This is a genomic window from Pseudomonas sp. LFS044, assembly GCF_047978245.1.
In the GTDB taxonomy this organism is placed as follows: domain Bacteria; phylum Pseudomonadota; class Gammaproteobacteria; order Pseudomonadales; family Pseudomonadaceae; genus Aquipseudomonas.
Genome location: NZ_JBFPFX010000016.1, coordinates 98,008 through 122,994 on the forward strand (window position 1 = coordinate 98,008; position 24,987 = coordinate 122,994).

17 protein-coding genes are annotated in these 24,987 nt (G+C 64.6%); 8 read left to right on the plus strand and 9 right to left on the minus strand.

The window, feature by feature from the left end; translation table 11 throughout:
- The first annotated feature begins 28 nt into the window (after positions 1 to 28).
- From ACNQPL_RS15460 to ACNQPL_RS15470, 3 genes are all read left to right on the plus strand, one after another.
- On the plus strand, positions 29 to 1,141 hold the full coding sequence (locus ACNQPL_RS15460) for a PepSY-associated TM helix domain-containing protein (RefSeq protein WP_416467183.1): 1,113 nt from the start codon (positions 29 to 31) through the stop codon (positions 1,139 to 1,141).
- Positions 1,138 to 1,314, plus strand: coding sequence for a hypothetical protein (locus ACNQPL_RS15465; protein ID WP_346613611.1), 177 nt, complete (start codon positions 1,138 to 1,140; stop codon positions 1,312 to 1,314). The genes ACNQPL_RS15460 and ACNQPL_RS15465 overlap by 4 nt, the downstream gene beginning before the upstream one ends.
- A 66-nt stretch (positions 1,315 to 1,380) precedes the next feature.
- The gene (locus ACNQPL_RS15470) at positions 1,381 to 4,176 is read left to right on the plus strand and encodes a dermonecrotic toxin domain-containing protein (RefSeq protein ID WP_416467184.1); all 2,796 of its coding nucleotides are present in this window, start codon (positions 1,381 to 1,383) and stop codon (positions 4,174 to 4,176) included.
- Here ACNQPL_RS15470 and ACNQPL_RS15475 read toward each other — a convergent pair.
- The 8 genes from ACNQPL_RS15475 to glnE form a co-directional block, all read right to left on the minus strand.
- Entirely contained in the window at positions 4,137 to 5,579 is a 1,443-nt protein-coding gene (locus ACNQPL_RS15475) for a lipopolysaccharide kinase InaA family protein (RefSeq protein ID WP_416467185.1), read from the minus strand. The genes ACNQPL_RS15470 and ACNQPL_RS15475 overlap by 40 nt on opposite strands.
- A complete protein-coding gene (locus tag ACNQPL_RS15480) occupies positions 5,579 to 6,331 on the minus strand; it encodes a lipopolysaccharide kinase InaA family protein (protein WP_416467186.1) in 753 nt (250 codons plus the stop codon). Before ACNQPL_RS15480 ends, ACNQPL_RS15475 begins: the two co-directional genes overlap by 1 nt.
- Complete coding sequence (locus ACNQPL_RS15485) at positions 6,328 to 7,062, minus strand: lipopolysaccharide kinase InaA family protein (RefSeq protein WP_346613607.1); 735 nt, start codon at positions 7,060 to 7,062, stop codon at positions 6,328 to 6,330. Before ACNQPL_RS15485 ends, ACNQPL_RS15480 begins: the two co-directional genes overlap by 4 nt.
- Positions 7,062 to 7,868: a lipopolysaccharide core heptose(I) kinase RfaP gene (rfaP, locus tag ACNQPL_RS15490; RefSeq protein ID WP_346613606.1), complete on the minus strand. Its 807-nt coding sequence runs from the start codon at positions 7,866 to 7,868 to the stop codon at positions 7,062 to 7,064. Before rfaP ends, ACNQPL_RS15485 begins: the two co-directional genes overlap by 1 nt.
- A complete protein-coding gene (locus ACNQPL_RS15495) occupies positions 7,865 to 8,989 on the minus strand; it encodes a glycosyltransferase family 4 protein (protein WP_346613605.1) in 1,125 nt (374 codons plus the stop codon). Before ACNQPL_RS15495 ends, rfaP begins: the two co-directional genes overlap by 4 nt.
- Complete coding sequence (waaC, locus tag ACNQPL_RS15500) at positions 8,989 to 10,047, minus strand: lipopolysaccharide heptosyltransferase I (RefSeq protein ID WP_346613604.1); 1,059 nt, start codon at positions 10,045 to 10,047, stop codon at positions 8,989 to 8,991. Before waaC ends, ACNQPL_RS15495 begins: the two co-directional genes overlap by 1 nt.
- The gene (waaF, locus tag ACNQPL_RS15505; protein WP_346613603.1) at positions 10,048 to 11,097 is read right to left on the minus strand and encodes a lipopolysaccharide heptosyltransferase II; all 1,050 of its coding nucleotides are present in this window, start codon (positions 11,095 to 11,097) and stop codon (positions 10,048 to 10,050) included. It lies immediately after the preceding gene.
- Positions 11,098 to 11,297: 200 nt separating this feature from the next.
- The gene (gene glnE, locus ACNQPL_RS15510) at positions 11,298 to 14,231 is read right to left on the minus strand and encodes a bifunctional [glutamate--ammonia ligase]-adenylyl-L-tyrosine phosphorylase/[glutamate--ammonia-ligase] adenylyltransferase (protein ID WP_416467187.1); all 2,934 of its coding nucleotides are present in this window, start codon (positions 14,229 to 14,231) and stop codon (positions 11,298 to 11,300) included.
- Positions 14,232 to 14,614: 383 nt separating this feature from the next.
- On the opposite strand from glnE, the gene aceE reads away from it, so the two are divergent.
- The 5 genes from aceE (at position 14,615) to ACNQPL_RS15535 (ending at position 23,360) form a co-directional block, all read left to right on the plus strand.
- A complete protein-coding gene (gene aceE, locus ACNQPL_RS15515; RefSeq protein WP_346613601.1) occupies positions 14,615 to 17,260 on the plus strand; it encodes a pyruvate dehydrogenase (acetyl-transferring), homodimeric type in 2,646 nt (881 codons plus the stop codon).
- A gap of 13 nt (positions 17,261 to 17,273) precedes the next feature.
- A complete protein-coding gene (gene aceF / locus ACNQPL_RS15520; RefSeq protein ID WP_416467188.1) occupies positions 17,274 to 18,920 on the plus strand; it encodes a dihydrolipoyllysine-residue acetyltransferase in 1,647 nt (548 codons plus the stop codon).
- A gap of 296 nt (positions 18,921 to 19,216) precedes the next feature.
- Positions 19,217 to 21,907: a putative bifunctional diguanylate cyclase/phosphodiesterase gene (locus ACNQPL_RS15525; RefSeq protein WP_346613599.1), complete on the plus strand. Its 2,691-nt coding sequence runs from the start codon at positions 19,217 to 19,219 to the stop codon at positions 21,905 to 21,907.
- Positions 21,908 to 22,064: 157 nt separating this feature from the next.
- A complete protein-coding gene (msrA, locus tag ACNQPL_RS15530; protein ID WP_346613598.1) occupies positions 22,065 to 22,733 on the plus strand; it encodes a peptide-methionine (S)-S-oxide reductase MsrA in 669 nt (222 codons plus the stop codon).
- A gap of 3 nt (positions 22,734 to 22,736) precedes the next feature.
- Positions 22,737 to 23,360: a glutathione S-transferase gene (locus tag ACNQPL_RS15535; protein WP_346613597.1), complete on the plus strand. Its 624-nt coding sequence runs from the start codon at positions 22,737 to 22,739 to the stop codon at positions 23,358 to 23,360.
- Positions 23,361 to 23,586: 226 nt separating this feature from the next.
- Here ACNQPL_RS15535 and creD read toward each other — a convergent pair whose 3' ends face one another.
- Positions 23,587 to 24,915: a cell envelope integrity protein CreD gene (gene creD, locus ACNQPL_RS15540; protein WP_416467189.1), complete on the minus strand. Its 1,329-nt coding sequence runs from the start codon at positions 24,913 to 24,915 to the stop codon at positions 23,587 to 23,589.
- Between the last annotated feature and the right edge of the window lie 72 nt (positions 24,916 to 24,987).

A 24,987-nucleotide genomic window follows, 5' to 3' on the forward strand; every position in this document is an offset into this window, starting at 1 on the left:
CTTTCTGGACGTCGAGAAACATAATGAAATGAAAAGCCAAACCATCCGCCGCTGGTCCTTCATCCACACCTGGAGCAGCCTGGTCTGCACCCTGTTCCTGCTGTTGCTGGCCCTGACCGGCCTGCCGCTGATCTTCCACCACGAGCTGGAACATTTGCTCGGCGATGCCCCCGAGCTGCGCGAAATGCCCGCCGATACCCCACACCTGGACTTGCAGCAACTGGTGGTCAAGGCCGAGCAGCACCGCCCCGGCGAAGTAATGCAGTACTTCGGCTACGACGAGGATGAGCGCAACGGCGTGGTGGCGATCACCGCCGCCACCGCGGGCACCGAACCCAATTCGTCACACACCTTCATGCTCGACGCCCGCACCGGTGAGGCCGTGGCCATGCCGGCGGCCAACGGCGGCTTCATGATGATCATGCTGCGCCTGCACGTCGACATGTTCGCGGGGCTGCCTGGCAAGTTGCTGCTGGCGTTCATGGGTGTGCTGTTCGTTGTGGCGATCATCTCTGGCACCGTGCTCTACGCACCGTTCATGCGCCGCCTGGCGTTCACCACGGTGCGCCACGACAAATCCCGCCGCCTGCGCTGGCTCGACCTGCACAACCTGATTGGCGTGGTGACCCTGGCCTGGGCACTGACCGTGGGTGTCACCGGGGTGATCAGCGCCCTGTCCGACCTGGTCATCGCCGCCTGGCGCAACGACAGCCTGGCGGCCATGGTCGCACCCTACCGTGACGCCCCGCCGCTCGACGAGCGGGCCCCGGCCAGCCGCCTGCTGGACATCGCCGAGCAGGCCGCGCCCGGCATGCGCCCAGACTTCATCGCCTTCCCCGGCACGCGGTTCTCCAGCGAGCACCATTACGCGGTGTTCATGAAGGGCTCCACGCATCTGACCTCGCACCTGCTCACCCCGGTGCTGATCGATGCGCGCACCCTGCAAGTAACGGCAGTCGGCGAACGCCCGTGGTACATGGACGCCATGGGGCTGTCCCAGCCACTGCACTTCGGTGACTACGGCGGGCGCCCCATGCAGATGCTCTGGGCGGTACTGGATATGCTGACCATCATCGTGCTCGGCAGCGGCCTGTACCTGTGGCTGAGCAAGCAGCGCAAAACCCGGGAGGTACGGACATGAGCCACGCCTCCCGATCATCCTGGCGGATCTTCGCCTGGCCGGCGGCCATCGGCGTGCTCGGTGCCGCCGGCCTGTTTGCCGCCTTGCTGGGCGACGGTGCCTGGGACGCCCTGGCCTGGCTGGGCCTCGGCGTGCCCGCCGTGCTCAGCCTGCGCGGGCTTTGCGGCCGATAACCGGCTACCGCTCCGGGCCTAGCCCAGCGCCCTAACGTTGCGTCTCCCTCATCAAAGGAGCGCATCATGCTACCGCTGGAACGTATCGAATTCATCGACCAGCAGATCATCGACCTGCTGGCGCCATTGCCAGCCGCCGACCGGCAATGGCTCAGCCGACAGCAACTGCAGGGCGAACTGGCAGAATACTGGGCCACCGGCGACCCCCAGGGCCGCTCGCGCAGGGTCCGCCTCACCGACCTGCGCCGCGCCCTGATGCACGCCGAGCTGACACTGCGCCAGGCCGACCAGACCTTGCCCGCCGCCGAGGTCGACACCCTCACGCTGTGTCTCGACCTGCCCAACGCCTGGCAACGGCGGCCCCAGCCAGTGGCCACGCGTGCCCAGGTGTATCGCCTGGTCCTCAGCCGTAGCCAGCCCCACAGCCGCGCGGTGCTGCCGGGCATGTTCGTGGTCGTCACCGGCAACGACGAGGCTGCCGAGCTCACCCCGGAGCAGGCCCGCGGGCCGGCGCTGCTGTACGGCCTGGCCCAAGGCATCGAGGCCTACAACACGCTGGCCGACTTGCACCTTGAGTTGTGCGAGCGCCTCGACGACCCGCTGCAGGGCCCACCCCTGTTGCGCCTACTGGTCGATGCCGAGCGTATGGACAACGCCGCCAAGGCCGACCGCCTGCGCTACGAGTGGTATGCCGATGACCCGGTGCAAGCCCAGGTCGACAGCCTGATCGAAGCGCAGCGCCTGCGCGTCAACCAGGCTTGGGCAGACGCCCAGGGTGCACCGGCAGTGGACACTCTGCGTGAGGCCCTGTCACTGGCGGCCGAAGCCGGTAAGCAAGCGTTGCTCGACACCCGCTACGGCCTGCTGCTGGAAAAAAACCTGCCCAACTGGTTGAGCGCCGCGGGGCCACAGGCGCTCTCGCACATCATGCAGGCCATGCAACAACTGGTGGCGGCCGGCAATCGCGTCGCCGCCCCAGGCATCCTCACGCTGGGCCAGTTCCGCCAGCAGGACAGCCTGCTGGGCTGGGCCCGCGCACGGGTCGAGGAACGCCTGCGTCACGATCACGGCCTGCGCTACACCGCTGACGACATCATGCTCCATGTCGTGCACAGCCGGCAGGCTGGGCCCCATCTGAACCCCTTCAACCCGTCCAGCTACGTTACCTGGCGAGGTTTCGAGCAGGTCGGCGGGCAGATGATCGAGCTGGTCAGGGAAAGTTACCCGCTGCACCAGCTGGCATTGCGCAACCTGAACTGGTTCGACTACGACTACTGGCTCACTGCTCGGGTAGATCACCGCCATGGCAAGCCGTTGCCCGAGGCGCTGAACCCCGCCTACATCAAGGCGATGATCAGGCACCTTAATGTCGGTGGCAGCTACGCTGATTACCTGAAGACCCAATTGCTGGATTCGCCGGTCGGGCGCTGGCGCCTGAACGCCCATGCCCTGATCAACCGCGCCCGCATGCGCGCCGAGGCGGCCAAGGCGCGTTATGCCGGGCACCTTGGCCGCGACCAGGGCGAACAGCGCTACCGCTGGGTGCGTCAGGTATTGGACCACCCCCATAATGCGCTACGCCCCCCGGTGGACGGGCAACGCATTACCGTGCGCCAACTGACCATCCAGGGCCATACCCTGCAAGGCGTGTTGCTGATCAATGCCGAAGGCGCTGGTTCGGGCGCTTTCATCCTTTACACCCCGGATGCCCCCGACCGTCGCGCCTGGCGCGGGCTTAGCAACGCCCGCGAACTGATGCGTTTGCTGCGCAATCAACCTGCCCTGCGCACCTATGTGGCGGGACGCCTGCCCCTGTTGCCTGCTGCACGCATCGAACAGCTGCTGAACAAAGGCCGGCTTAGCCCCGTATTGCGCACCCCAGCGATCGACGATGAGCTGTTTTTCGCCTGCTACAGGGCCGAGGTGCGTGGCTGGCTGGCCAGTGTCGATGCCAACAGCCGTACCACCGGGGAAGCCGATTTGCAGCAAGGCGTCGACCTGGCCTGGCGCCTGCTCGACCTGATCAGCCTGGTGCTGCCTGCGCGTGTGCAGGTTCCGCTTGCGCTGGGGCGCATGGCCATAGAAATCTGGGATGGAGCGCAAGCCTTTGCCGAGGATGACATCGACGGCGTGCTGACCCATACCTACAACGCCCTGGGCTTCGCCAACGATGCCGCTACAGGCGTGGTCAGCACCGGCCTGATGCGCCGCATGATGCGGGGCATGCCTATGCAACCGCCATTGCCGCTGCCCTCGCGTTACAGCATCACACCTGCGGTCGAGTACCTGCGCTTCAACATTGAAGGTGTGCACGGCGAAGGCGTATTCGAAAAAACATCGGCATTCGAAGGGCTGACCCTGTATTACATCCAGGACGCCCACGGCCGTTATTACAAGGTCTCGTTCGACGGCCATCGCTGGCGGGTCATCGACCCGACGCAACCCGACGCTTACCTGCAGCAGCCGGTCAAGCGCCTGGCCAACGGCAACTGGGTCATCGACTCACCGGTGCTGTGGTACGACGGCCTGCCTGACCTTGGGCAGTTGCTGGCCAGCTGCCACCTTCAACCGCCGCTGGAGGGTGAGACGGTGGATGTGGTGGCAGGGCTGTACCGGGCAGACGGCCAGCTGTACCTGCAAACCGCTGCCGGGCAACTGCCCGTGCGGGCGCACCTGCTCGCCGGGCGCTACCACCTGCTGATCCCCGACGCCCAGCAAGCCGGCGTGGTGCCGTGGGCGATCTTGCGCTGGCAAGACCGGCAATGGCGCATCCGGGTGCGCCAGGCCGGGCGCAGCAGCGATTGGCTGGCGCTGCCGCAGGCCTACTCGACGAGCCTTGGCAGCAGCCGGTCGAGGCGCTGATGCAGGGCGCTGCTGCTCGGCCAGTTGCGAAGCAGCCGCGCACGGTCGCGGGCGTAGGCTGGTGCAAAGCTGAGTTGCGTGGCGTGCTGGCACATCGCGTCGAGGTCGATCAGCGACCATTGGCCGTTGTGCCAGAACAGGTTGTGGCCCTTGAAGTCGCCATGGCTGATGCGCTCGCGGATCAGTTGCTGCATCACCTTGACCAGGGCGTCGACCTGTTCTTCCGGCGCCTCGCCGTTTTCCACATAGGGGGCGAAACACGCGGTGAGGTCCGGGCCATCGACAAATTCGGTGACCAGGTACGCCCGGCTGCGCAGGCCCATCACCCGTTGTTCCAGCACCGCCAGCGGGCGCGGTGTGGCGATGTCGAGAAACTCCAGGCGGTGCCCCTCAATCCACGAGTGCCAGGCCCGGCTCGGGCGCCAGAAGCGCTTGAACCAGTGGGCGGTGTTCTTGATGTTGTAGCGCTTGAGCACCAATGGGCGCCCGCCCACCTCGATGCGGGCCACGCTGGCGGCGCCGCCGGTCTTGTACAGGTGGCCCTGGTCGATCAGTGCGTCGGCCTGCTCCAGCACTGGCAGCAGCGCGTCGACTTCACCGCGGCGGATCGCCCGCAGGCCCGAAAGGCTGCGTTCGACACTGAACAGCGTGCACTCGCGTCCGGCCTTTTCGAGGTAGTCCTTCTGGCGCCAGTTGCGCACCTTGTCCACCTGCTTTTGCAAGGCTTCCATCGGCAGCGCGTGCTCGGCATTGGCCAGCAGATAATGCACCAGCAGTTCTTCGATGAAGGGCTCCAGGCGCTTGGGCAACTGGGCGAAAAACACCCCGAGGTTTTCCAGCACGCGCGGGCGTGACAACTGCTGGCCCGGCGTCTCGGCCTTGATGCCGGCGCCATCGATCAGGTACAGCTTGCCGCCGTGGCGCAGCAAGTTGTCCAGGTGCAGGTCTTCCTGCCACAGGCCCTTGGCATGCATCTGCGCCACCGCAGTCAGCGCTTGGCCAAGCACCAGGTGCTGCTCGTCGGCCAGCACCGGCAGGTGTTCTACTGCAGCCCAGGCATCGGCCAGGCTTTCGGCGCCGTCGAGGAATTCGAACAGCAGCCAACCGCCCTCACCTTCCCTGAGGCCGTCTGCCAGCAGTTTCGGGGTGGTCAGGCCTTGCTCGGCCAGCAGCTTCACACCCTCCAGCTCACGCTGGAAATGGCGCGCGGCATTGCTGCCTACCAACAACTTGGCCAACACCGGCGTACCGCGCCACACCCCGGCACCCACATAGCGCTGGCCCGGCAACACGCGCAGCAGGCTCAGCAACTGCAGCTCGGCGCTGCCCGCAGCATCGGCCAGGGTGATCGCCAGCGGCAGCGAAGGGCTGCGCCCGGTTTCTTTCAATTCAGACAAACGCATCAGCGGGCCTCCTTCTCACGACGGCGTTGCGTCAGGCGTTGCAGCCAGGTGTCCACCAGCGCGCTGTCGGCCGGCTGGCCAAGGTAGGCGGCCAACAGCTTGCGCACGTCCGCCTCGCCCCAGGCGCGGGCACGGCGCAACAGCGGCTCCAGGTCCTTGAGCCGGTCACGCTTGCCGAACAGCAACGGCCTGGTCTTCTCCAGGTCGATCAGTTGCGCGTCCCAGCCTTCGCGGCGTTGGCGCAGGAAGATGTGCTTGGGATAGAAGCAACCGTGCACCTGGCCGGCGCTGTGCAGCGTGCGCGCCAGCTGGCCACAGGCCTTGAGGATGCCATCGCGCGCCGCAGGGCTGAGCTGCGGCCACTGCGCCAGCAGGCTTTCCAGGTCACTCCAGTCGTCCAGGGCACGGGTCAGCAGAATGGCCCGGTGATGCCCGGCCTGCTTGCGCTCACCATAGAACACCGCTTGCAGGGCCGGGATGTGCAGCTTCTGATAACGGCTGATGTTGCGGAACTCGCGGGCGAAGGTCGGCTCGCCGAACGGGCGGTGCAAGGTGCGGGTCAGGTAGTCGCTCTGGCGCTTGAGGTAATAGCCTTTGCCCTCGAGTTCCAGGCGGTAGACGCTGCTCCAGCCGCCACGGCCGGTATTGGGTTCGTCCACGGCGTCCAGTTGCAGGGCCCACAGCGCCTCGAAGTCGTTCAGGCCATGGCGTTTGAGCAGCGCGAGATCCGCGCTGGCCAGGTAATCGGTCATTCCCTTCCCTCGAAGAAGCTCAGCACCTGGCGGATGCGCCGTTTGTCGCGCGCATTCAGGCGCTGGCGCCCGCGGTACTGCAGGTAAAAGCGCAGGCGTTGGGTTGCCGTCAGGTGGTATTTGGCGACCTTGTCCAGGCACGCCAGGTCCTTGATCAACCGGTGGCGCCACATGAAGCCGCGCCAGAAATCACCGGTCGGGCAGTCGATGAAGAATAGTGTGCCCTGGTCATCGACCAGCAGGTTGCGCCACTTCAAGTCATTGTGGGCAAACCGGTGCTCGTGCATCACCCGGGTATGCCGCGCCAGCTGGCTGCTGACGTGCTCGACCCAGGCACGGTCGGCCAAACGGGGGTCATTGCGCTCGGCCAGTGCCGACAGGTCTTCGGTGCGCGGCAACTCGCGGGTGATCATCGCCCCGCGGCCAAAGGCCAGCCCCTTGCGCTCAAGGCCCCATGCCACCACTTCGGCGGTAGGGATGCCCCATTTGGCGAACTGCTTGAGGTTCTGCCATTCGGCCTTGATGCGCGGCCGGCCCAGGTAGCGGCGCATGTGCTTGCCGGCGCCGGTGTAACGCTTGACGTAATAATTGACCCCGTCACGCTCGATGCGGATGACTTCGCTGAGCGGGTCGCGGGTCAGGCGTTCACCCTGCAGGGCAAACACCGCGTCGAGGCTGCCGAAGTCCGCCGCCAGCTGCTCGTAGCCCGGCGCCAGTGTCCAACCCGCCATCAGAGTGCATCCCCATAGCGTTGCTTGCGGTCATAGAGTTTCTGCGCCTTGCGGTCGAGCCAGGCGAGCAGCGTGGCCTCCTGCGCGAGGATCTGGCGTAGCGGGCGCTGGAAGTAACCGCGCAGAAAGCGCAGCTTGTCGCGCCGGGTAAGGCCGATGTCCAGCGCCGAGAAGTACAGCGCGGCCAGATCCTTGTCGCGCCAGCGGCGGCTGATGGTGGCACGGGTCTGTGCGCGGTGCAGGTCGATCACCGACAGCTTGAAATCGTCCGCTGTTACCGGGCGGTCGGTGTGCAGCAGGAAGTGGCAGATGTAGCAGTCACGGTGGTTGACCCCGGCGCGGTGCATGCCACCGGTCATCTTCGCCACCTCGGCGATCAGCGCACGCTTGAGGCGTGGCTCGGGCGGCTGCTTGAGCCAATCGATGCTGAAGTCTTCCAGGCTGATGGTCGGCGCCAGCTCTTCGGTCACGATGAACGAATGCTGCGTGGCCGGGTTGCTGCCGCGCTCTCCGTAGGCGACCGCAGTCATGGTCGGCACGCCCACTTCATGCAGGCGCTGGATGGCCCGCCATTCCTGGCCGGCACCGAGCACGGGCAGCTTGGCGGTGAACAGGTTCTTGAAGATTTCACCCCAGCCGATACCCCGGTGGATCTTGACGAAAAACCCCTCGCCATCCACTTCGGTGCGCAGCGTACGGCGGCCCTCCAGCTCGCGGTAAACCTCGCCTTGCAGGGCTTCGACCGCATCGAAGGCATCACGCCCGGCCCACAGGCGTTTGAACGGTTCGGCCAGTATCAGCTTCATGCGCGCTCCTGCCCCAGAATCACGTCGGCGGCGTGCTGCGGCATGCTGTACAGGTCGGCCGTATCGGCGAAGGCCAGGCCATTGCGCGACCAGTCGGCACGCGCCTGCTTGTCATCGAGCATGCGTTGCAGGTAGGCATTGAGCTGCTCTTGCTCGAACGGCTCGTCCAGCACCAGGCCGCAGTCGGCCTCGGCGATGTAATGGGCGTAGCCGCATACCTTGGACACCAGCACCGGCAGGCCGGCCACCAGGGCTTCGAGCAGCACGGTACCGGTGTTCTCGTTGTAGGCCGGGTGGATCAGCAAGTCGGCACCCAGCAGGAAACGCGGGATATCGCTGCGGCCCTTGAGGAACTGCACCTGCTCGCCCAGGCCCAGGGTGGCGCTTTGCAGCTGGAACACCTTGGGGTCGTCCTGGCCGATGACCATCAACCGGGTGCGCTTGCGCAGCGCAGACGGCAGCGCGGCCAATGCCTTGAGGCTACGGTCCACACCTTTGGTCTTGAAGCCGGAGCCGATCTGCACCAGCAGCAGGTCGTCTTCGCCCAGGTTGAACTCCTTGCGGAATTCGGCGCGAATCTCGGCCGCGTTGGCTGGCGCCCGACGGTCCGGGGAAATGCCCGGCGGCAGCAGATGGAAGCGCTCGGCGGGGGTGCCATAGTGCTTGATGAACAGCGGCTGCTGCACCTCGGAAATCATCAGCACCTCGGTGCGAGAATCCTTGGCGAACACGGCCCGCTCATACTCGGCAAAGTGCCGGTAGCGGCCCCAGCGGCGGTAGATGCCGCCCCGCAGGGTCTGGGCCTTGTCCTCGAAGCAGCCGTCGGCGGCGTAGTACACATCCAGCCCCGGCATCTTGTTGAAGCCGATCAGCCGGTCGACCGGGCGCTTGGCGAGGTCAGCTTCCATCCAGGCGCTGAGCTTCTCGTTGCGACGGTGGTTGAACAGCGCCTTGACCGGCGCCACCAGCACCTCGAAGCCGGGCGGAATGTCGCCTTCCCAGATCAACGTGTACACACGGATCTGGTGGCCCCGCTTCTGGCATTCCAGGGCAATGCGCATGAAATCGCGCTGCAGCCCGCCGAAGGGGAAATATTTGTAAAGCACAAAAGCCAGTTGCATCAACGGACATCCTCAGCCAGCAGCAACGCGCTCAAGCGGCTCGCCACATGCTCGGGATTCAGGCGAGTGAAGCACAGCGGCCACTCGCGTTTGAGATCGAACCGACGCAGGTCGTCGGCGCTCGGTTTGTAGGTGCACTTTTTCTGCAGGCACGGTGCGCAGGGGAAATCGCTGGCCTGGTGAACCTGCACGCGGCCATAGGCGCCGGTGAGGCCCGGGTTGGTCGGGCCAAACAGCGAAATGGTCGGCACATCCAGCGCTGCGGCCAGGTGGCCCAGGCCGGTATCCACCGCCACACAGGCCTTGGCCGCCGCCAGTACACGGGCGACGCCGGCAAGGTTCAACTTGGGGAGTACCTGGCAATTGTTCAAGCCCTGGGCGATGCGCTCGGCGCGGTCCTTCTCGGCCTGGTTACCCCATGGCAGGCGTACCTGCAGCTTGCGCTGGCCCAGGCGCTCGGCCAGTTGCCGCCAGTAAGCCTCGGGCCAGTGCTTGGTCGCCCACGTGGTGCCATGCAAGAACACCACGTAAGGTGCCGCCGGCGGCAGTTGCAGGCGGTCGAGGTCCAGGCCGTAGTTGCCGATGCCTTCGGGCAGGTCGTAGGCCAGGGCCATGGCGAACAGCTGGCGAACACGCTCTACCGCGTGCTGGCCGGTGGCGACCGACAGGCGCCGGTCATAGAAGCGGCTGGCCCAGCCCTCACGCGCCGAATAGCGGTCCAGGCCGGCAACCGGCGCCTTCACGAAACGCGTCAGCCAGGCCGATTTCACCAGGCCCTGGGCATCGATCACCAGGTCGTACTTGCGCTCGCGAACACGTTGCTTGAACGCCTTCCACTCGCCGCTCTTGATGGTCTGCCAGATGTTCTTGCGCCAGCGGCGGATGGCCACCGGGATGACCTGGTCGACCGCCGGGTGCCAGCTGGGGATTTCGGCGAAGCCTTCTTCCACCACCCAATCGAACCGGATGCCCGGGATGGCGTGGGCGGCATCGGTCAGCGCCGGCAAGGTGTGAATCACATCACCCAGCGACGAGGTCTTGATGATCAGTACCCGCACTTAGTCGACCTCGGCCACGGTATCGATCAGGTTCGGCCCACCCAGGCTGTGCAGGGCGGCGATGACTTTGCCAGGCTCAAGCAGACGCAGGCAGTTGTAGTGGCCGAAACGGCAGGTGCGGTCGAAGCACGGGCTGCACTCGATGCCGGTGCGCACGATCTCCACCTGTTCGGCCAGCGGCGGGGTGAAGCCTGGCGACGTGGAGCCGTAAACCGCTACCAGCGGGCGGTTCAACGCCGCCGCCACGTGCATCAGGCCGGAGTCGTTGGACACCACGGCATCCGCGCAGGACATCAGGTCGATGGCCTCGGCCAGCGAGGTTTCGCCCGCCAGGTTGTAGGACTCTTCGCGCAAACCCGGGATCAGCCGGTCGCGGATCTGTTCGCCGACCGGGTGATCGTTCTTCGAGCCGAACAGCCACACCTGCCAGCCCTGACGAATCATGGCGTCAGCCACCTCAGCGTAGTGCTCGGCCGGCCAGCGCTTGGCCTCGCCGAACTCGGCACCCGGGCACAGCGCCAGTACCGGGCGGTCCAGCGCCAGGTCGAACTTGGCCAGGGCGGCCTCGCGGCTCCGCGCTTCGATCTGCAGGGCCGGCCGTGGGTACGGCTGCGGCAGCTCGGCACCCGGCGTGTAGGCCAGGGCCATGAAACGCTCGATCATCAGCGGGTAGCGCGCCTTGTCCAGCTTGCGCACATCGTTGAGCAGGCCAAAGCGCATCTCGCCGCGCCAGCCGGTGCGTTTGGGGATGCCGGCAAAAAACGGCACCAGCGCCGACTTCAGCGAGTTGGGCAAAAGGATCGCCTGGTCGTACTGGCCGACCAGGGACTTGCCGATGCGCCGGCGTGTCGCCAGCTCCAGCGCGCCATGGCCGAGCGGGAAGCTCAAGGCCTGGCGCACTTCGGGCATGCGCTCGAGGATCGGCCGGCTCCACTCGGGCGCCAGCACATCGATCACGCAGTCGGGATGCTGCTGTTTCAGGCACTGGAACAGCGTCTGCGCCATCACCATGTCGCCGACCCAGCTTGGGCCAATGATCAGTATTCTCATGCTTAGTCCAGAAACGCTCGGGGAGGCTGCAGGCTGCGGTACAGCCTGGCCTCCCCTCTTTATATTCAGGCTATGTGGCGTGCAGTGTACCACCCGGGCCGCTTCGCGCCCCAATCGCCGGCAAACCGGCTCCCACAGGGGGAACACAGGCCCAGGTACTGCAAGGTACCTGTGGGAGCCGGCTTGCCGGCGATTGGCCCTCAAGTCAAACCGAGCTGCGTCCAAATCCGCCGCACTTCGCGGCGTTCATCGGCAAACTGCGCCGCATCGATCACCCCGGCCTGCTTCTGCAGGGCCTGGCGGTGCGAGGCAGAGCGAAACGCCTTGTACACTTCACGCAACAGAACCGCATCACTGGCCGGCATCAAACCTGCCTGCTCCAGCTCTTCGAGAATGCGAATGTTATCGGTCCAGCGCAGTAGGGCCGGATGGTCGTGGGACCAGGCCAAAGCGGCGTATTGCACCATAAATTCGATATCGACGATACCGCCGGCATCCTGCTTGATATCGAACGCCACACCGGCATCGAACGCATTCGCGGCGGTACCGGCAGCAGTGGCCTTGGTGCCCAGGTTGCCGCGCATCTTGGCGCGCATCTCGCTGACTTCCGTGCGCAGTTTGTCGAGGTCCCGAGCCTGGCCCAGGACCTTGGCGCGCACGCCCTCGAACGCTGCCGCCACTTGCTTGCAGCCCACCAGCACACGGGCGCGCACCAACGCTTGATGCTCCCAGGTCCAGGCCTCGTTCTGCTGGTAACGCTCGAACGCGCTCAGCGAGCTGACCAGCAGCCCCGAAGCACCGGACGGGCGCAGGCGCATGTCGACGTCGTAGAGCTGGCCGGAGTTGGTCTGGGTGGTCAGCAAATGGATGATGCGCTGGCCCAGGCGGGTAAAGAACTGCGCGCTGTCGATCGGCTTGGCGCCGTCGGTTTCCGCCTGCGGGTCGCCGTCGTGGATGAACACCAGGTCCAGGTCCGAGCCGTGGCCGAGCTCCAGGCCACCCACCTTGCCGTAACCGATGATGACGAAGCCCGTGTCACACAAGCTGCCATCGCTGCGTTTTGGCTGGCCGTGGCGCGCCACCGTCTGGCGCCAGGCCAGGGCCAGCACCTGATCGAGGATGGCCTCGGCCAGCCAGGTCAGGTAGTCGCTGACTTTCATCAGCGGCAGGTTGCCACTGATTTCGGAGGCGGCCACGCGCAGGCTGTGGGCCAGCTTGAAGTGGCGCAAGGCCTCCATCTGCTGTTCCAGGTCGTCCTCGGGGATGCGCGTCAGGCGTTCGCGCAGCTCGGCGGCCAGCTCCGGCGCCAACGGCGGGCTGAACAGGCGGCCCTCATTGAGCAGTTCGTCGAGCAGCAGCGGGTAACGGGCCATCTGTTCGGCGATCCACGGGCTGGCGGCGCACAGGGTCAGCAGGCGGCGCAAGGCACCGGGGTTTTCGGTGAGCAGCACCAGGTAGGCGGAACGCCGCGCCACCGCTTCGACCAGCGGCAGCACACGTTCCAGCACCAGGTCCGGGTTGTCATGCTCCACGGCCTGGGCCAAAAGCCTGGGGATAAAAGCATCCAGGCGCTCACGGCCAATACGCTGTATCGAGCGCAATTGCGGGCTGGCGCGCAGGCCGGCCAGGCGGCGCAAGGCTTCGGCAGGCTGCTTGAAGCCGGCCTCTTGCAACTGGCGGCCAGCGGCCTCCTCATCCTGCGCCTGTTCCCACAACGGCGACCACTCGCCGCCTACAACCAGTTCGCCCTCGCCGTCCTCGTCATCCGGGTCGGCGATGACCTGACGGAAATGCCAGTCGACACGGCCGCGCCAGTGCATCAACTGGTCATGGAAGCTCTGCCAGTCGGCAAACCCGAGGATAAAGGCCACCCGCTCACGGTCGGTTTCGTCATCCGGCAGCATCTGCGTCTGGCGGTCGGCGATGGCCTGGATGGCATGCTCGGTGTACCGCAGGAATTCATAGCCTTCACGCAGCTCGCTAACCACCGCCGGCGGCAGGTAACCCTGGCCTTCCAGGGTCGCCAGCACCTTGAGCAGCGGCCGCTGCTGCAGGCTCAGGTCGCGCCCACCATGGATCAGCTGGAAGGCCTGAGCGATGAACTCCACTTCCCGGATGCCCCCAGCGCCGAGCTTGATGTTCTCGGACATGCCCTTGCGCCGCACCTCCTGCTGGATCAGCTGCTTCATGGTGCGCAGGGCTTCAATCGCGGAGAAGTCCAGGTAGCGTCGGTAGACGAATGGTCGCAGCATGTCCTGCAACTGCGCGCCAGCGGCCTGGTCGCCGGCCACCACCCGCGCCTTGATCATCGCGTAGCGTTCCCAGTCGCGACCCTGGTCCTGGTAGTACTGCTCCAGGGCATTGAAACTGAGCGCCAGGGCACCGGCCGAGCCATAAGGGCGCAGGCGCATGTCGACGCGGAACACGAAGCCATCGACGGTGACCGGGTCCAGGGCCTTGATCAGGCGCTGGCCCAGGCGGGTGAAGAACTCCTGGTTGTCCAACGACCGCTTGACCCCTTCGGTCTCGCCGCCTTCGGGGAAGGCGAAGATCAGGTCGATGTCCGACGACAGGTTCAACTCCACCGCCCCCAGCTTGCCCATGCCCAGCACCACCAAATGCTGTGGCTCGCCGCTACGGTTGCCGATCGGCGTGCCGAATTGCTGGCAGTGGCGCGGGTACAGCCATTGATAGGCTTCGTCGATGGCGGCGTCGGCGAGGTCGGACAGGTCGCGGCACGTCTCGCCCAGCTCGGCCTGGCGGGTGACATCGCGCCAGATAATGCGCAGCTGCTGGCGGTTGCGCTCGCGGCGCAGGTTGCGCGCCAGCTCGTCTTCGCTCTGTGCAGCCTGGGCCGCTGCCGCGATGTACCCACGCAGCTCGCCGGGTGCATAGCGGCGGTCCAGTTCACCACTGGCCAGCAGCGCGAACAGCATGGCCGGCTCGCGCTGGGCCAGGCCCATGACGAAGTCGCTGGCGGCAGCCACCTGGTCGAACTGTTGCCGATGAGCGGTACTCCAGGCGTTCAGGTCGAGCTCAGGGTGGCTGGCCAGCGCGTCCAGCAGAAACTGCTGGTTACGTGCGACCAGCGGTTGCAGGGTAGCGGGCAGTTCGAGCGGCAAAGGCAGGCGCATGGTCTATCCTTGATCGGCGTGAAAGTGGGAGGAAAAAGCGGCCACGGTAGAGCCGGACCCCGGTTGGACTGTCGTACAAAAGTTGGAAATAGCTGAAAAAAACCAATCAGTGGCAATAAACATCAAGAATCACCCGCTCTCGGCACAGCGCCAACCAACATGAACGTTTTTCCTCACAAGCCAAGGTGCGACCAAACGTCGCATTTGTGTAGTTTTACTACTACCCCGTTCGTGCAAAAGCATGAAATGCGCAAGCAAATGTAGTAAAACTACACGCCGCCGGGTCACACTCCGGTAATCCAAGAATTCACGACGTCTGCCCATAAGGCCAGTCGCAAACTCAGGCCCCCGATTCTGGTGGCCTTTCCGCCCTGGAGCAAGCCATGCAAGACCTCGATCCAATCGAAACCCAGGAATGGCTGGAAGCCCTGGAGTCGGTCCTCGACAAAGAAGGCGAAGACCGCGCTCATTACCTGATGACCCGTATGGGCGAGCTGGCCACCCGCAGTGGCTCACAGCTGCCGTACGCGATCACCACGCCATACCGCAACACCATCCCTGTCACCCACGAAGCACGCATGCCTGGCGACCTGTTCATGGAACGCCGCATTCGCTCGATGGTGCGTTGGAACGCGCTGGCCATGGTGATGCGCACCAACCTGAAGGACTCGGACCTGGGCGGCCACATCTCCAGCTTCGCCTCCAGTGCCACCCTGTATGACATCGGCTTCAACTACTTCTTCCAGGCCCCGACCGAAGAACACGGCGGCGACCTGATCTTCTTCCAGGGCCACGCTTCGCCAGGCGTCTACGCCCGTGCCTTCATGGAAGGGCGCATCAGCGAAGACCAGATGAACAACTTCCGTCAGGAAGTGGACGGCCAAGGCCTGTCTTCGTACCCGCACCCATGGCTGATGCCTGACTTCTGGCAGTTCCCGACCGTTTCCATGGGTCTGGGCCCGATCCAGGCGATCTACCAGGCGCGCTTCATGAAGTACCTGGAAGCCCGCGGCTTCATCCCGGCCGGCAAGCAGAAGGTCTGGTGCTTCATGGGCGACGGCGAGTGTGACGAGCCGGAATCCCTGGGCGCAATCGCCCTGGCCGGCCGCGAGAAGCTGGACAACCTGATCTTCGTCATCAACTGCAACCTGCAGCGCCTCGACGGCCCGGTTCGCGGCAACGGCAAGATCATCCAGGAACTCGAAGGCGTGTTCCGTGGCGGTGGCTGGAACGTCAACAAAGTCGTCTGGGGCCGCTTCTGGGACCCACTGCTGGCCAAGGACACCAACGGTGCCCTGCAGCGCCGCATGGACGAAGTCATCGACGGCGAGTACCAGAACTACAAAGCCAAAGACGGCGCGTACGTTCGTGAGAACTTCTTCAATACCCCGGAACTCAAGGCCATGGTCGAAGACCTGTCCGACGACGAGATCTGGAAGCTCAACCGTGGCGGCCACGACCCGTACAAGGTCTACGCGGCTTACCACCAGGCTGTGAATCACAAAGAGCAGCCGACCGTCATCCTGGCCAAGACCATCAAGGGTTACGGTACCGGTGCTGGCGAAGCCAAGAACACCGCGCACAACACCAAGAAGGTCGACGTCGACAGCCTGCGCCACTTCCGTGACCGCTTCGACATCCCGGTCAAGGATGCCGACCTCGAGCACCTGCCGTTCTTCAAGCCCGAAGAAGGTTCTGCCGAAGCCCGCTACCTGGCCGAGCGCCGCGCAGCCTTGGGTGGCTTCGTACCGCAGCGCCGTGCCAAGAGCTTCAGCGTACCGACCCCATCCCTGGAAACGCTGAAAGCGATCCTGGACGGCTCGGGCGACCGCGAAATCTCCACCACCATGGCCTTCGTGCGTATCCTCGCGCAGCTGGTCAAGGACAAGGAAATCGGCCAGCGCATCGTTCCGATCATCCCGGACGAAGCCCGTACCTTCGGTATGGAAGGCATGTTCCGCCAGCTGGGCATCTATTCGTCCGTCGGCCAGCTCTACGAGCCAGTCGATAAAGACCAGGTGATGTTCTACCGCGAAGACAAGAAAGGCCAGATCCTCGAGGAAGGCATCAACGAAGCCGGCGCCATGTCGTCGTTCATCGCTGCCGGTACCTCGTACAGCTGCCACAACCAGCCGATGCTGCCGTTCTACATCTTCTACTCGATGTTCGGTTTCCAGCGTATCGGCGACCTGGCCTGGGCCGCTGGCGACAGCCGCACCCGTGGCTTCCTGATCGGCGGTACTGCCGGCCGTACCACCCTCAACGGTGAAGGCCTGCAGCACGAAGATGGTCACAGCCACCTGATGGCGGGCACCATCCCGAACTGCCGCACCTATGATCCGACCTACGGCTACGAGCTGGCGGTGATCATCCAGGACGGCATGAAGAAGATGACCGAAGAGCAGCAGGACATCTTCTACTACATCACCGTGATGAACGAATCCTACCAGCAGCCAGCCATGCCGGCCGGTGTCGAGGAAGGCATCATCAAGGGCATGTACCTGCTGGAAGAAGACACCCGCGAAGCCGCGCACCACGTACAGCTGATGGGCTCCGGCACCATCCTGCGCGAAGTCCGCGAAGCAGCGAAGATCCTGCGTGAAGAGTTCAACGTCGGTGCCGACGTGTGGAGCGTCACCAGCTTCAACGAACTGCGTCGCGACGGCCTGGCCGTGGAACGCGCCAACCGCCTCAAGCCTGGCCAGAAGCCTCAGCAGACTTACGTCGAAGAGTGCCTGGCCGGCCGCAAAGGCCCGGTCATCGCCTCCACCGACTACATGAAGCTGTTCGCCGAGCAGATTCGCCAGTGGGTGCCGAGCAAAGAATTCAAAGTCCTGGGTACCGATGGTTACGGTCGCAGCGACAGCCGCAAGAAGCTGCGTCACTTCTTCGAAGTCGACCGCCACTTCGTGGTGCTGGCTGCCCTGGAAGCCTTGGCTGACCGTGGCGAGATCGAACCGAAAGTGGTGGCTGACGCTATCGTCAAGTTCGGCATCGATCCGGACAAGCGCAACCCACTGGACTGCTGAGGAGTATTTTTAAGTGAGCGAACTCATTCGCGTACCTGACATCGGCAGCGGTGAAGGTGAAATCATCGAGCTGTTCGTCAAGGTCGGTGACCGTATCGAGGCTGACCAGAGCCTGCTGACCCTGGAGTCCGACAAGGCCTCCATGGAGATCCCGGCTCCCAAGGCCGGCATCGTCAAGGAACTGAAGGTCAAGCTGGGCGATCGCCTGAAAGAAGGCGACGAGCTGCTGGTCCTGGAAGCCGAGGGCGCTGCGGCGTCCGAGGCTCCGGCCGCGGCCCCTGCACCTGCCGCCGCTCCGGCTGCCGCTGAAAAGCCGGCTGCCGAAGCTGCCCCTGCGCCACCTGCAGCCCCGGCTGCTGCCAGCGTGCAGGACATCCACGTGCCGGACATCGGCTCGTCGGGCAAGGCCAAGATCATCGAAGTGCTGGTCAAGGTCGGCGACACCGTCGAAGCCGACCAGTCGCTGATCACCCTGGAGTCCGACAAGGCCTCCATGGAGATCCCGTCGCCTGCTGCTGGCGTGGTCGAAGAAGTCCTGTGCAAGCTGGAAGATGAAGTCGGCACTGGTGACCTGATCTTCAAGCTGAAAGTCGCTGGTGCCGCACCGGCTACTGCTCCGGCTCCGGCCGCTGACGCTGCCGCACCGGCCAAGGCTGAGGCTGCCCCGGCCGCCGCACCTGCCGCTGCCGCCCCGGCTGCTGCCCCTGCCCCGGCTGCTACTGCCCCGGCTGCTGGCAGCAACGCCAAGGTTCATGCAGGCCCGGCCGTTCGTCAGCTGGCCCGTGAATTCGGTGTCGACCTGGGCGCTGTTGCGGCCACCGGCCCGCACGGCCGCATCCTGAAAGAAGACGTGCAGGTCTACGTCAAGGCGATGATGCAGAAGGCCAAAGAAGCACCGGCAGCCGCCGGCGCGACTGGCGGCGCTGGCATCCCGCCAATCCCTGCCGTCGACTTCAGCAAGTTCGGTGAAGTGGAAGAAGTAGCCCTGACCCGCCTGATGCAGGTCGGTGCCGCCAACCTGCACCGCAGCTGGCTGAACGTGCCGCACGTAACCCAGTTCGACTCCGCCGACATCACCGAGCTGGAAGCCTTCCGCGTTGCGCAGAAGGCCGTGGCCGAGAAGGCTGGCGTCAAGCTGACCGTGCTGCCACTGCTGCTCAAGGCCAGCGCGTTCCTGCTTAAGGAAATGCCGGACTTCAACAGCTCGCTGGCACCAAGCGGCAAAGCCATCATCCGCAAGAAGTACGTGAACATCGGCTTCGCCGTGGACACCCCGGACGGCCTGCTGGTCCCTGTGATCAAGAACGTCGACCAGAAGAGCCTGCTGCAACTGGCTGCCGAAGCCGCTGCACTGGCCGAGAAGGCGCGCACCAAAAAGCTGTCGGCCGACGACATGCAAGGTGCCTGCTTCACCATCTCCAGCCTCGGCCACATTGGCGGCACCGGCTTCACGCCGATCGTCAACGCGCCTGAGGTGGCGATCCTCGGTGTGTCCAAGGCGACCATGCAGCCGGTCTGGGATGGCAAGGCCTTCCAGCCGAAGCTGATGCTGCCGCTGTCGCTGTCCTACGATCACCGTGTGATCAACGGCGCTGCCGCCGCGCGCTTCACCAAGCGCCTGGGCGACGTGCTGGCGGATATCCGCACCCTGCTGCTGTAACACGCAGCCAGCCTGCCTCCCGGTTGGGGGGCAGGTACCCTTTTCGAGCTGCCACGCTCGTACCTCAACCCCGTCAGCGTTGGCGGGGCTTTTTTTTGCCTGGCGACAATGATCTGGCGGCGCTCGATCTACCAGGCGCAGAAGCGCAAACGGCTAGCACCTAATGATTTCAACCCGGCAGCCGAAAACATATACATGACACCCCGCATGGCCGCTTGCCAGCCTCCGGGACATGATGCAACCTTGCCAGATGCGCCGCCGCCCAGGCCGCGTCACCCTCTTCAAGCGAGCCTTCGATGAAAAGCCAACCCGATGCCGCCAGCCGTGTGGCGGCCGAGGTCGTCACGCAGCTTCCCGTGCCCTCGCGGCTCGGGATGCTGCGTTTCGAAAGGCTCAACGAAGCGACCTGGGCAATGCTCTACCTGGACCCAGCCTGCGAGCGCCAGTTCGGCCTGCACGCCTCAGAGCTTTGCGCACTGATCGACTCGCCCTACGCCAGCCTCATGGAGCCTGAAGCGCGCTACACGCTGCACGATGAAATTCAGCGCCAGTTGCAAGCGCGAGGTTATTACCGCGTGCGCTACACCTTGCACGCCCAGCCGCGCTCGTTGCGCCTGCTCGAAGCGGGTGAGGCCTACAAGCAGCACAACCGACACCTGCTGCGCGGCTTTCTGACCGTGCTCGACGACCCGCCCGAAGACGACATGGAGCTGGACGCCAACGAGCTGGAGTCGCGCAACAACCGCCTGCAACTTGCCCTGCAACTGAACCAGCGCACGCAGCAGGAACAGCTCGAACACCTGGAGCGCGTACGTGGCCAGCAAGACCTGATACTGCGCCTTGCCCGCCAGCGCTACAGCGCTGAGAACTCACTGCTCGAAGCCGCGCAGCTGATCACCCGCAGCGCCTGCGAAATCTACAAGGTGGACAGCGCCAGTATCTGGCACCTGGAAGGCCAGCGCCTGGAGCCGATCAGCGCCTGGCTGGGCAATGAGCAAGTGCATCGCTTGCCCGAGCCGATCGATGCCAGCCGCTTCCCCGACTACCTGGACGCCCTGCACGCCAGCCGCGCAATCGACGCGCACAACGCCAACCACGACCCACGCACCCGCGAACTGGCCCAGAGCCTGTACGCCGACAACAACGCCATGCTCGACGCCAGCATCCGCGTCGATGGCCAGGTAGTCGGCGTGCTGTGCCTGGAGCAGACCGGCCAGCCGCGGGCCTGGCAGTCGGACGAAATCGCCTTCGCCGGTGAGCTGGCCGACCAGTTTGCCCAGGTCATCACCAACCACAACCGGCGTACCGCCGCCAGCGCCCTGCACCTGTTCCAGCGCGCCGTGGAGCAAAGCGCCAGCGCTTTTCTGCTGGTCAACCGCGACGGCGTGGTGGAGTACGTCAACCCAAGCTTTACCGCAATCACCCAGTACAGCACCGACGAGGTGCAAGGCCGCCACCTGGCCGAACTGCCGGCGCTGGAAAACCTCAGCGAGCTGCTGTTCGATACGCCATCGAGCCTGGCCATGGGCAACAGTTGGCAGGGCGAGTTCAAGAGCCGGCGCAAGAACCTTGAACCGTACTGGGGCCAGCTGTCGATTTCCAAGGTGTATGGCGACAACCGTGAGTTGACCCACTACATCGGTATCTACGAAGACGTCACCCAGACCAAGCTGGCCCAGCAGCGCATCGAACGCCTGGCCTACACCGACAACCTGACCAACCTGGGCAACCGTCCGGCGTTCATCCGCAGCCTCGACGAACGCTTCGCCCGTAATGGCGAAAGCCCGATCTGCCTGCTGCTGGTGGACATCGACAACTTCAAGCGGATCAACGACAGCCTCGGCCACCAGACTGGCGACAAGCTGCTGATCAGCCTTGCCCGGCGCCTGCGCAACAGCCTCAGCGTCGGCGGTGTGCTGGCCCGCTTTGCCAGTAACGAATTCGCCGTGCTGCTCGACGACACCAGCCTGGAAGACGGCCAGGGCGTCGCCCAGCAACTGCTGCGCACCCTCGACAAACCGATGTTCGTCGACAACCAGCTGATCAACGTCACCGCCTCCGTGGGCCTGGCCTGCGCGCCGCTGCACGGCAGCGACCCGACCACCCTGATGAAAAACGCAGGCCTGGCCCTGCACAAGGCCAAGGCCAACGGCAAACACCAGGTGCAGGTGTTCACCGAGGTGCTCAATGCCGAAGCCAGCTACAAGCTGTTCGTCGAGAACAACCTGCGCCGCGCGCTGACCCAGAACGAGCTGGAGGTGTTCTACCAGCCCAAGCTGTGCCTGCGCAGTGGTCGCTTGCTGGGCCTGGAAGCGCTGCTGCGCTGGAACCACCCCGAGCGCGGCATGATCCGCCCGGACCAGTTCATCAGCGTGGCCGAGGAAACCGGCCTGATCATCCCCATCGGCAAATGGGTGGTGCGTCAGTCGTGCCGCATGAGCCAGCAACTGCGCGCGGCGGGTATGGGTAATTTGCACGTGGCCATCAACCTGTCGCCCAAGCAGTTCTCCGACCCCGACCTGGTGGCTTCGATCGGCTCGATCCTCAAGGAAGAAGACCTCCCCCCTCACCTGCTGGAGCTTGAGCTGACCGAGGGCCTCCTGCTGGAAGCCACCGAAGACACCCACCGCCAGCTCGACGAACTCAAGGCCCTGGGGCTTACCCTGGCCATGGATGACTTCGGCACTGGCTATTCATCGCTGAGTTACCTGAAGAAGTTCCCGATCGACATCATCAAGATCGACCGCAGCTTCATCAACGAGATCCCCGACAACCAGGACGACATGGAAATCACCTCGGCAGTGGTGGCCATGGCCCACAACCTCAAGCTCAAGGTGGTGGCCGAGGGGATCGAGACGCCGGAGCAACTGGCGTTCCTGCGTCGGCACCGTTGCGATGTGGGCCAGGGCTACCTGTTCGACCGGCCGATTCCCGGGCGAGAGCTTGCGGAAAAACTCAAGCGCTACCCGCGCGGTCCAATGGCCTGACAGCTGCGTAAACCTCGGGCACTATAGAGTCCATTCGGGCCTCATCGCCGGCAAGCCGGCTCCCACAAGTTCGCGTCTGAACACCAAACCTGTGGGAGCGGGCTTGCCCCGCGAAGGGCTCAACACCTATCCAACTGAAAAACACAGAGGAACGGCCATGGTCCTGCGTTCGGAAATCCTGGTGAACAAAAACGTCATGCCTACTGCGGAGCAGGCACTGCCTGGCCGCGAAACGCCAATGTCCCTGCCCGAGTTCCATTACGTGTTCGAAGGCACCCCACTGCTCGGCCCGTTCTTCGAGGGCAACATCGACTTCGCCATCTTCGGCCTGGGCTGTTTCTGGGGCGCCGAGCGCCGCTTCTGGCAGCGTGAGGGCGTGGTCAGCACCGTGGTCGGCTACGCCGGCGGCTTCACCCCCAACCCCACCTACGAAGAGGTCTGCTCGGGCCTGACCGGCCACACCGAAGTGGTGCTGGTGGTGTTCGACAAAGACAAAGTCAGCTACCGCGAGCTGCTGGCGATGTTCTGGGAACTGCACAACCCGACCCAGGGCATGCGCCAGGGCAACGACGTCGGCACCCAGTACCGCTCGGCGATCTTCTGCACCAGCCCCGAGCAGCTCGACCAAGCCAAAGCCAGCCGCGATGCCTTCCAGGCCGAGCTGAACAAGGCCGGCTTTGGCGAGATCACCACCGAGATCGACCAGGCGCCGACCGTGTTCTTCGCCGAGGCCTACCACCAGCAGTACCTGGCCAAGAACCCCGAGGGCTACTGCGGCATCGGTGGCACCGGCGTGTGCCTGCCCCCCAGCCTGCAGGGCAACTGAACCATGAGCACGATGACCCTGTTCCACTCACCGCTGTCGCCGTTCGTGCGCAAGGTCATGGTGGTATTGCACGAGACCGGCCAGCTTGACCGTGTTGCGCTGCAGCCGGTGAACGTGAGCCCGGTCAGCGGCGACGAGCAGCTGAACCATGGCAACCCGATCGGCAAGATCCCGGCCCTGCGCCTGGAAGACGGTACCGTGCTGCACGACAGCCGGGTCATCTGCGAATTCCTCGACCTGCAGCATGTCGGCTTGCCGCTGCTGCCGCGCGAGGGCTCGGCGCGCTGGCGGCGAATGACCTTGGCGTCGCAGGCGGATGCGATCATGGATGCGGCGGTTTCCAGCCGTTATGAGAGCTTCCTGCGGCCTGAGGACAAGCGCTGGGACGGTTGGCTGCAAGCGCAAGGCGACAAGATAAGCCGCAGCTTGGCGAACCTTGAGCAGGAACACCTGGCCGAGCTGATTTCAGGCTTTGATCTGGCTGCGATTGGTGTGGCCTGCGCCCTTGGGTACCTGGACTTGCGCCAGCCTGACTTTGGCTGGCGCGAGCGCCAGCCAGGGTTGGCGGCGTGGTATGCCGAGGTGGCCAAGCGGCCATCGATGGTCGCTACCGCACCGAACACCTGATACACCGCAATCGCCGGCAAGCCGGTTCCCACAACGAAGGCTGCGCTACGGGCCCTGGACTACCCCAAGGGTTGGTGGGTGTCCAACCTCCTGGAGGCAGTCCACCCGGTGGGAGCCGGCTTGCCGGCGATAGGGCTGCACCGCAGCCCTCTGCCTCACTTGGCTATCGCAGGAAACAGCTGCCCGATTCTGCGCGCCAACCACCGCCCGATCTCTTTGTCTTCCCTCATGCCGCCCTCCCCACCCGCGCCCAGTCCAACCGGCGGGTCAGCACCATGAACACACCCAGCAAGCCAAAGCACAGCAACGAACCCATCAACAGCGCATAGTCCTCGGCGCTCAGCAGCCCGTAAAGCATCGCGTACAGCGCCGCCAACCCCGCCGCAAAGCCCACACCCCGCCCTAGGCTGCGCAACACGTGGCTGAGATAGAAGCCGATCAACAGCACGCAGGCCGACGCCGACAGCCCATACGCCAGGCCAAAGCCGATGTGCTCGGACAGCGACAACAGCAGCAGGTAGAAGAACGCCAGTGCCACACCGACCAGGATGTACTGCACCGGGTGCACGCTGAGGTTCTTCAGCACCTCGAACAGGAAGAAGCCGGCAAAGGTCAGGGCAATGAACAGCAAGGCGTATTTGATCGCACGCTCGCTCTTGAGGTACTGGTCCACCGGGTCGACGAAACTCACACCGAAAGTGCGCTCGCTGAAGTCCGCGCACTGCCCGGCGCCGGCACACTGGCGCAGGGCGTCTTCCAGGTTGGTGGCGAAGAATGAAGTCTGCCAGTGCGCGCTGAAGCCCTTGTCGTCGATATCGCGGCGGTTGGGCAGGTAGCTGCCGATAAAGCTTGGATGCGGCCAGTTAGCGCGCATGTCGACGCTACTGGTGCGGCCCACCGGCAGCAGGTGCAGTTGCCCGGTGCCCTGCAGCGCCAGGTCGAAGCCGTAGCTGAATTCACGCGCCTGCTGGCCATCCAGTTGCGGCAAGGCCACGTGCACGCCACTACGCAGCCAGTCCAGCCCGGTACCCGCCGCGAAAGCCAGGCGTTGATCGTCAAGGTGGAGTTCCAGGGCATTTTCGATGCCACGGATATCGCTGATGCCCACCACCAGGAACGGCTTGTCGAAGCGGTAGTCGTCGAAATCCTTGTCGATGCCCCAGCGTTCCGGCAGCTTGAAGCGGCCCGAGAGGCGCCCCTTGGCGTGGAACAGCCGCGCCTGGTAGATGCCGCGGGCACGCAGTTCGGTGTCCACGCCCAGGTCAGCGTCGAAGGTTTCTGGCAAAAAGTACAGGTGGCCGGCGATGGTGCTGGTTTCCTGCACGCTCTGGCCGTCCTTGTCGATCCAGCGGCGCTGGAGCTTGCGGTAGGGCACCACCAGCAACGGGCCGCTGATCTGCTGGTCGAAACTGGCGCTCTGGGCGATGTCTCGCAACACGCTGTCGCGCAGGTTCTGGCGCTCGTCGATAAGGTTGTTGATCATCAGCAGGGGAATCAACAGCAACACGATCAGCAGGGCGATGGTGCCGAGCTTGAAACCTAGGGTCTTGTTCATAGGGCCTCCTGTGGCAGTGGGCGCAGTGTGTGCGCCTTGCGTGGAGACCTTGGGGAGGTTGTGTGGAGATTC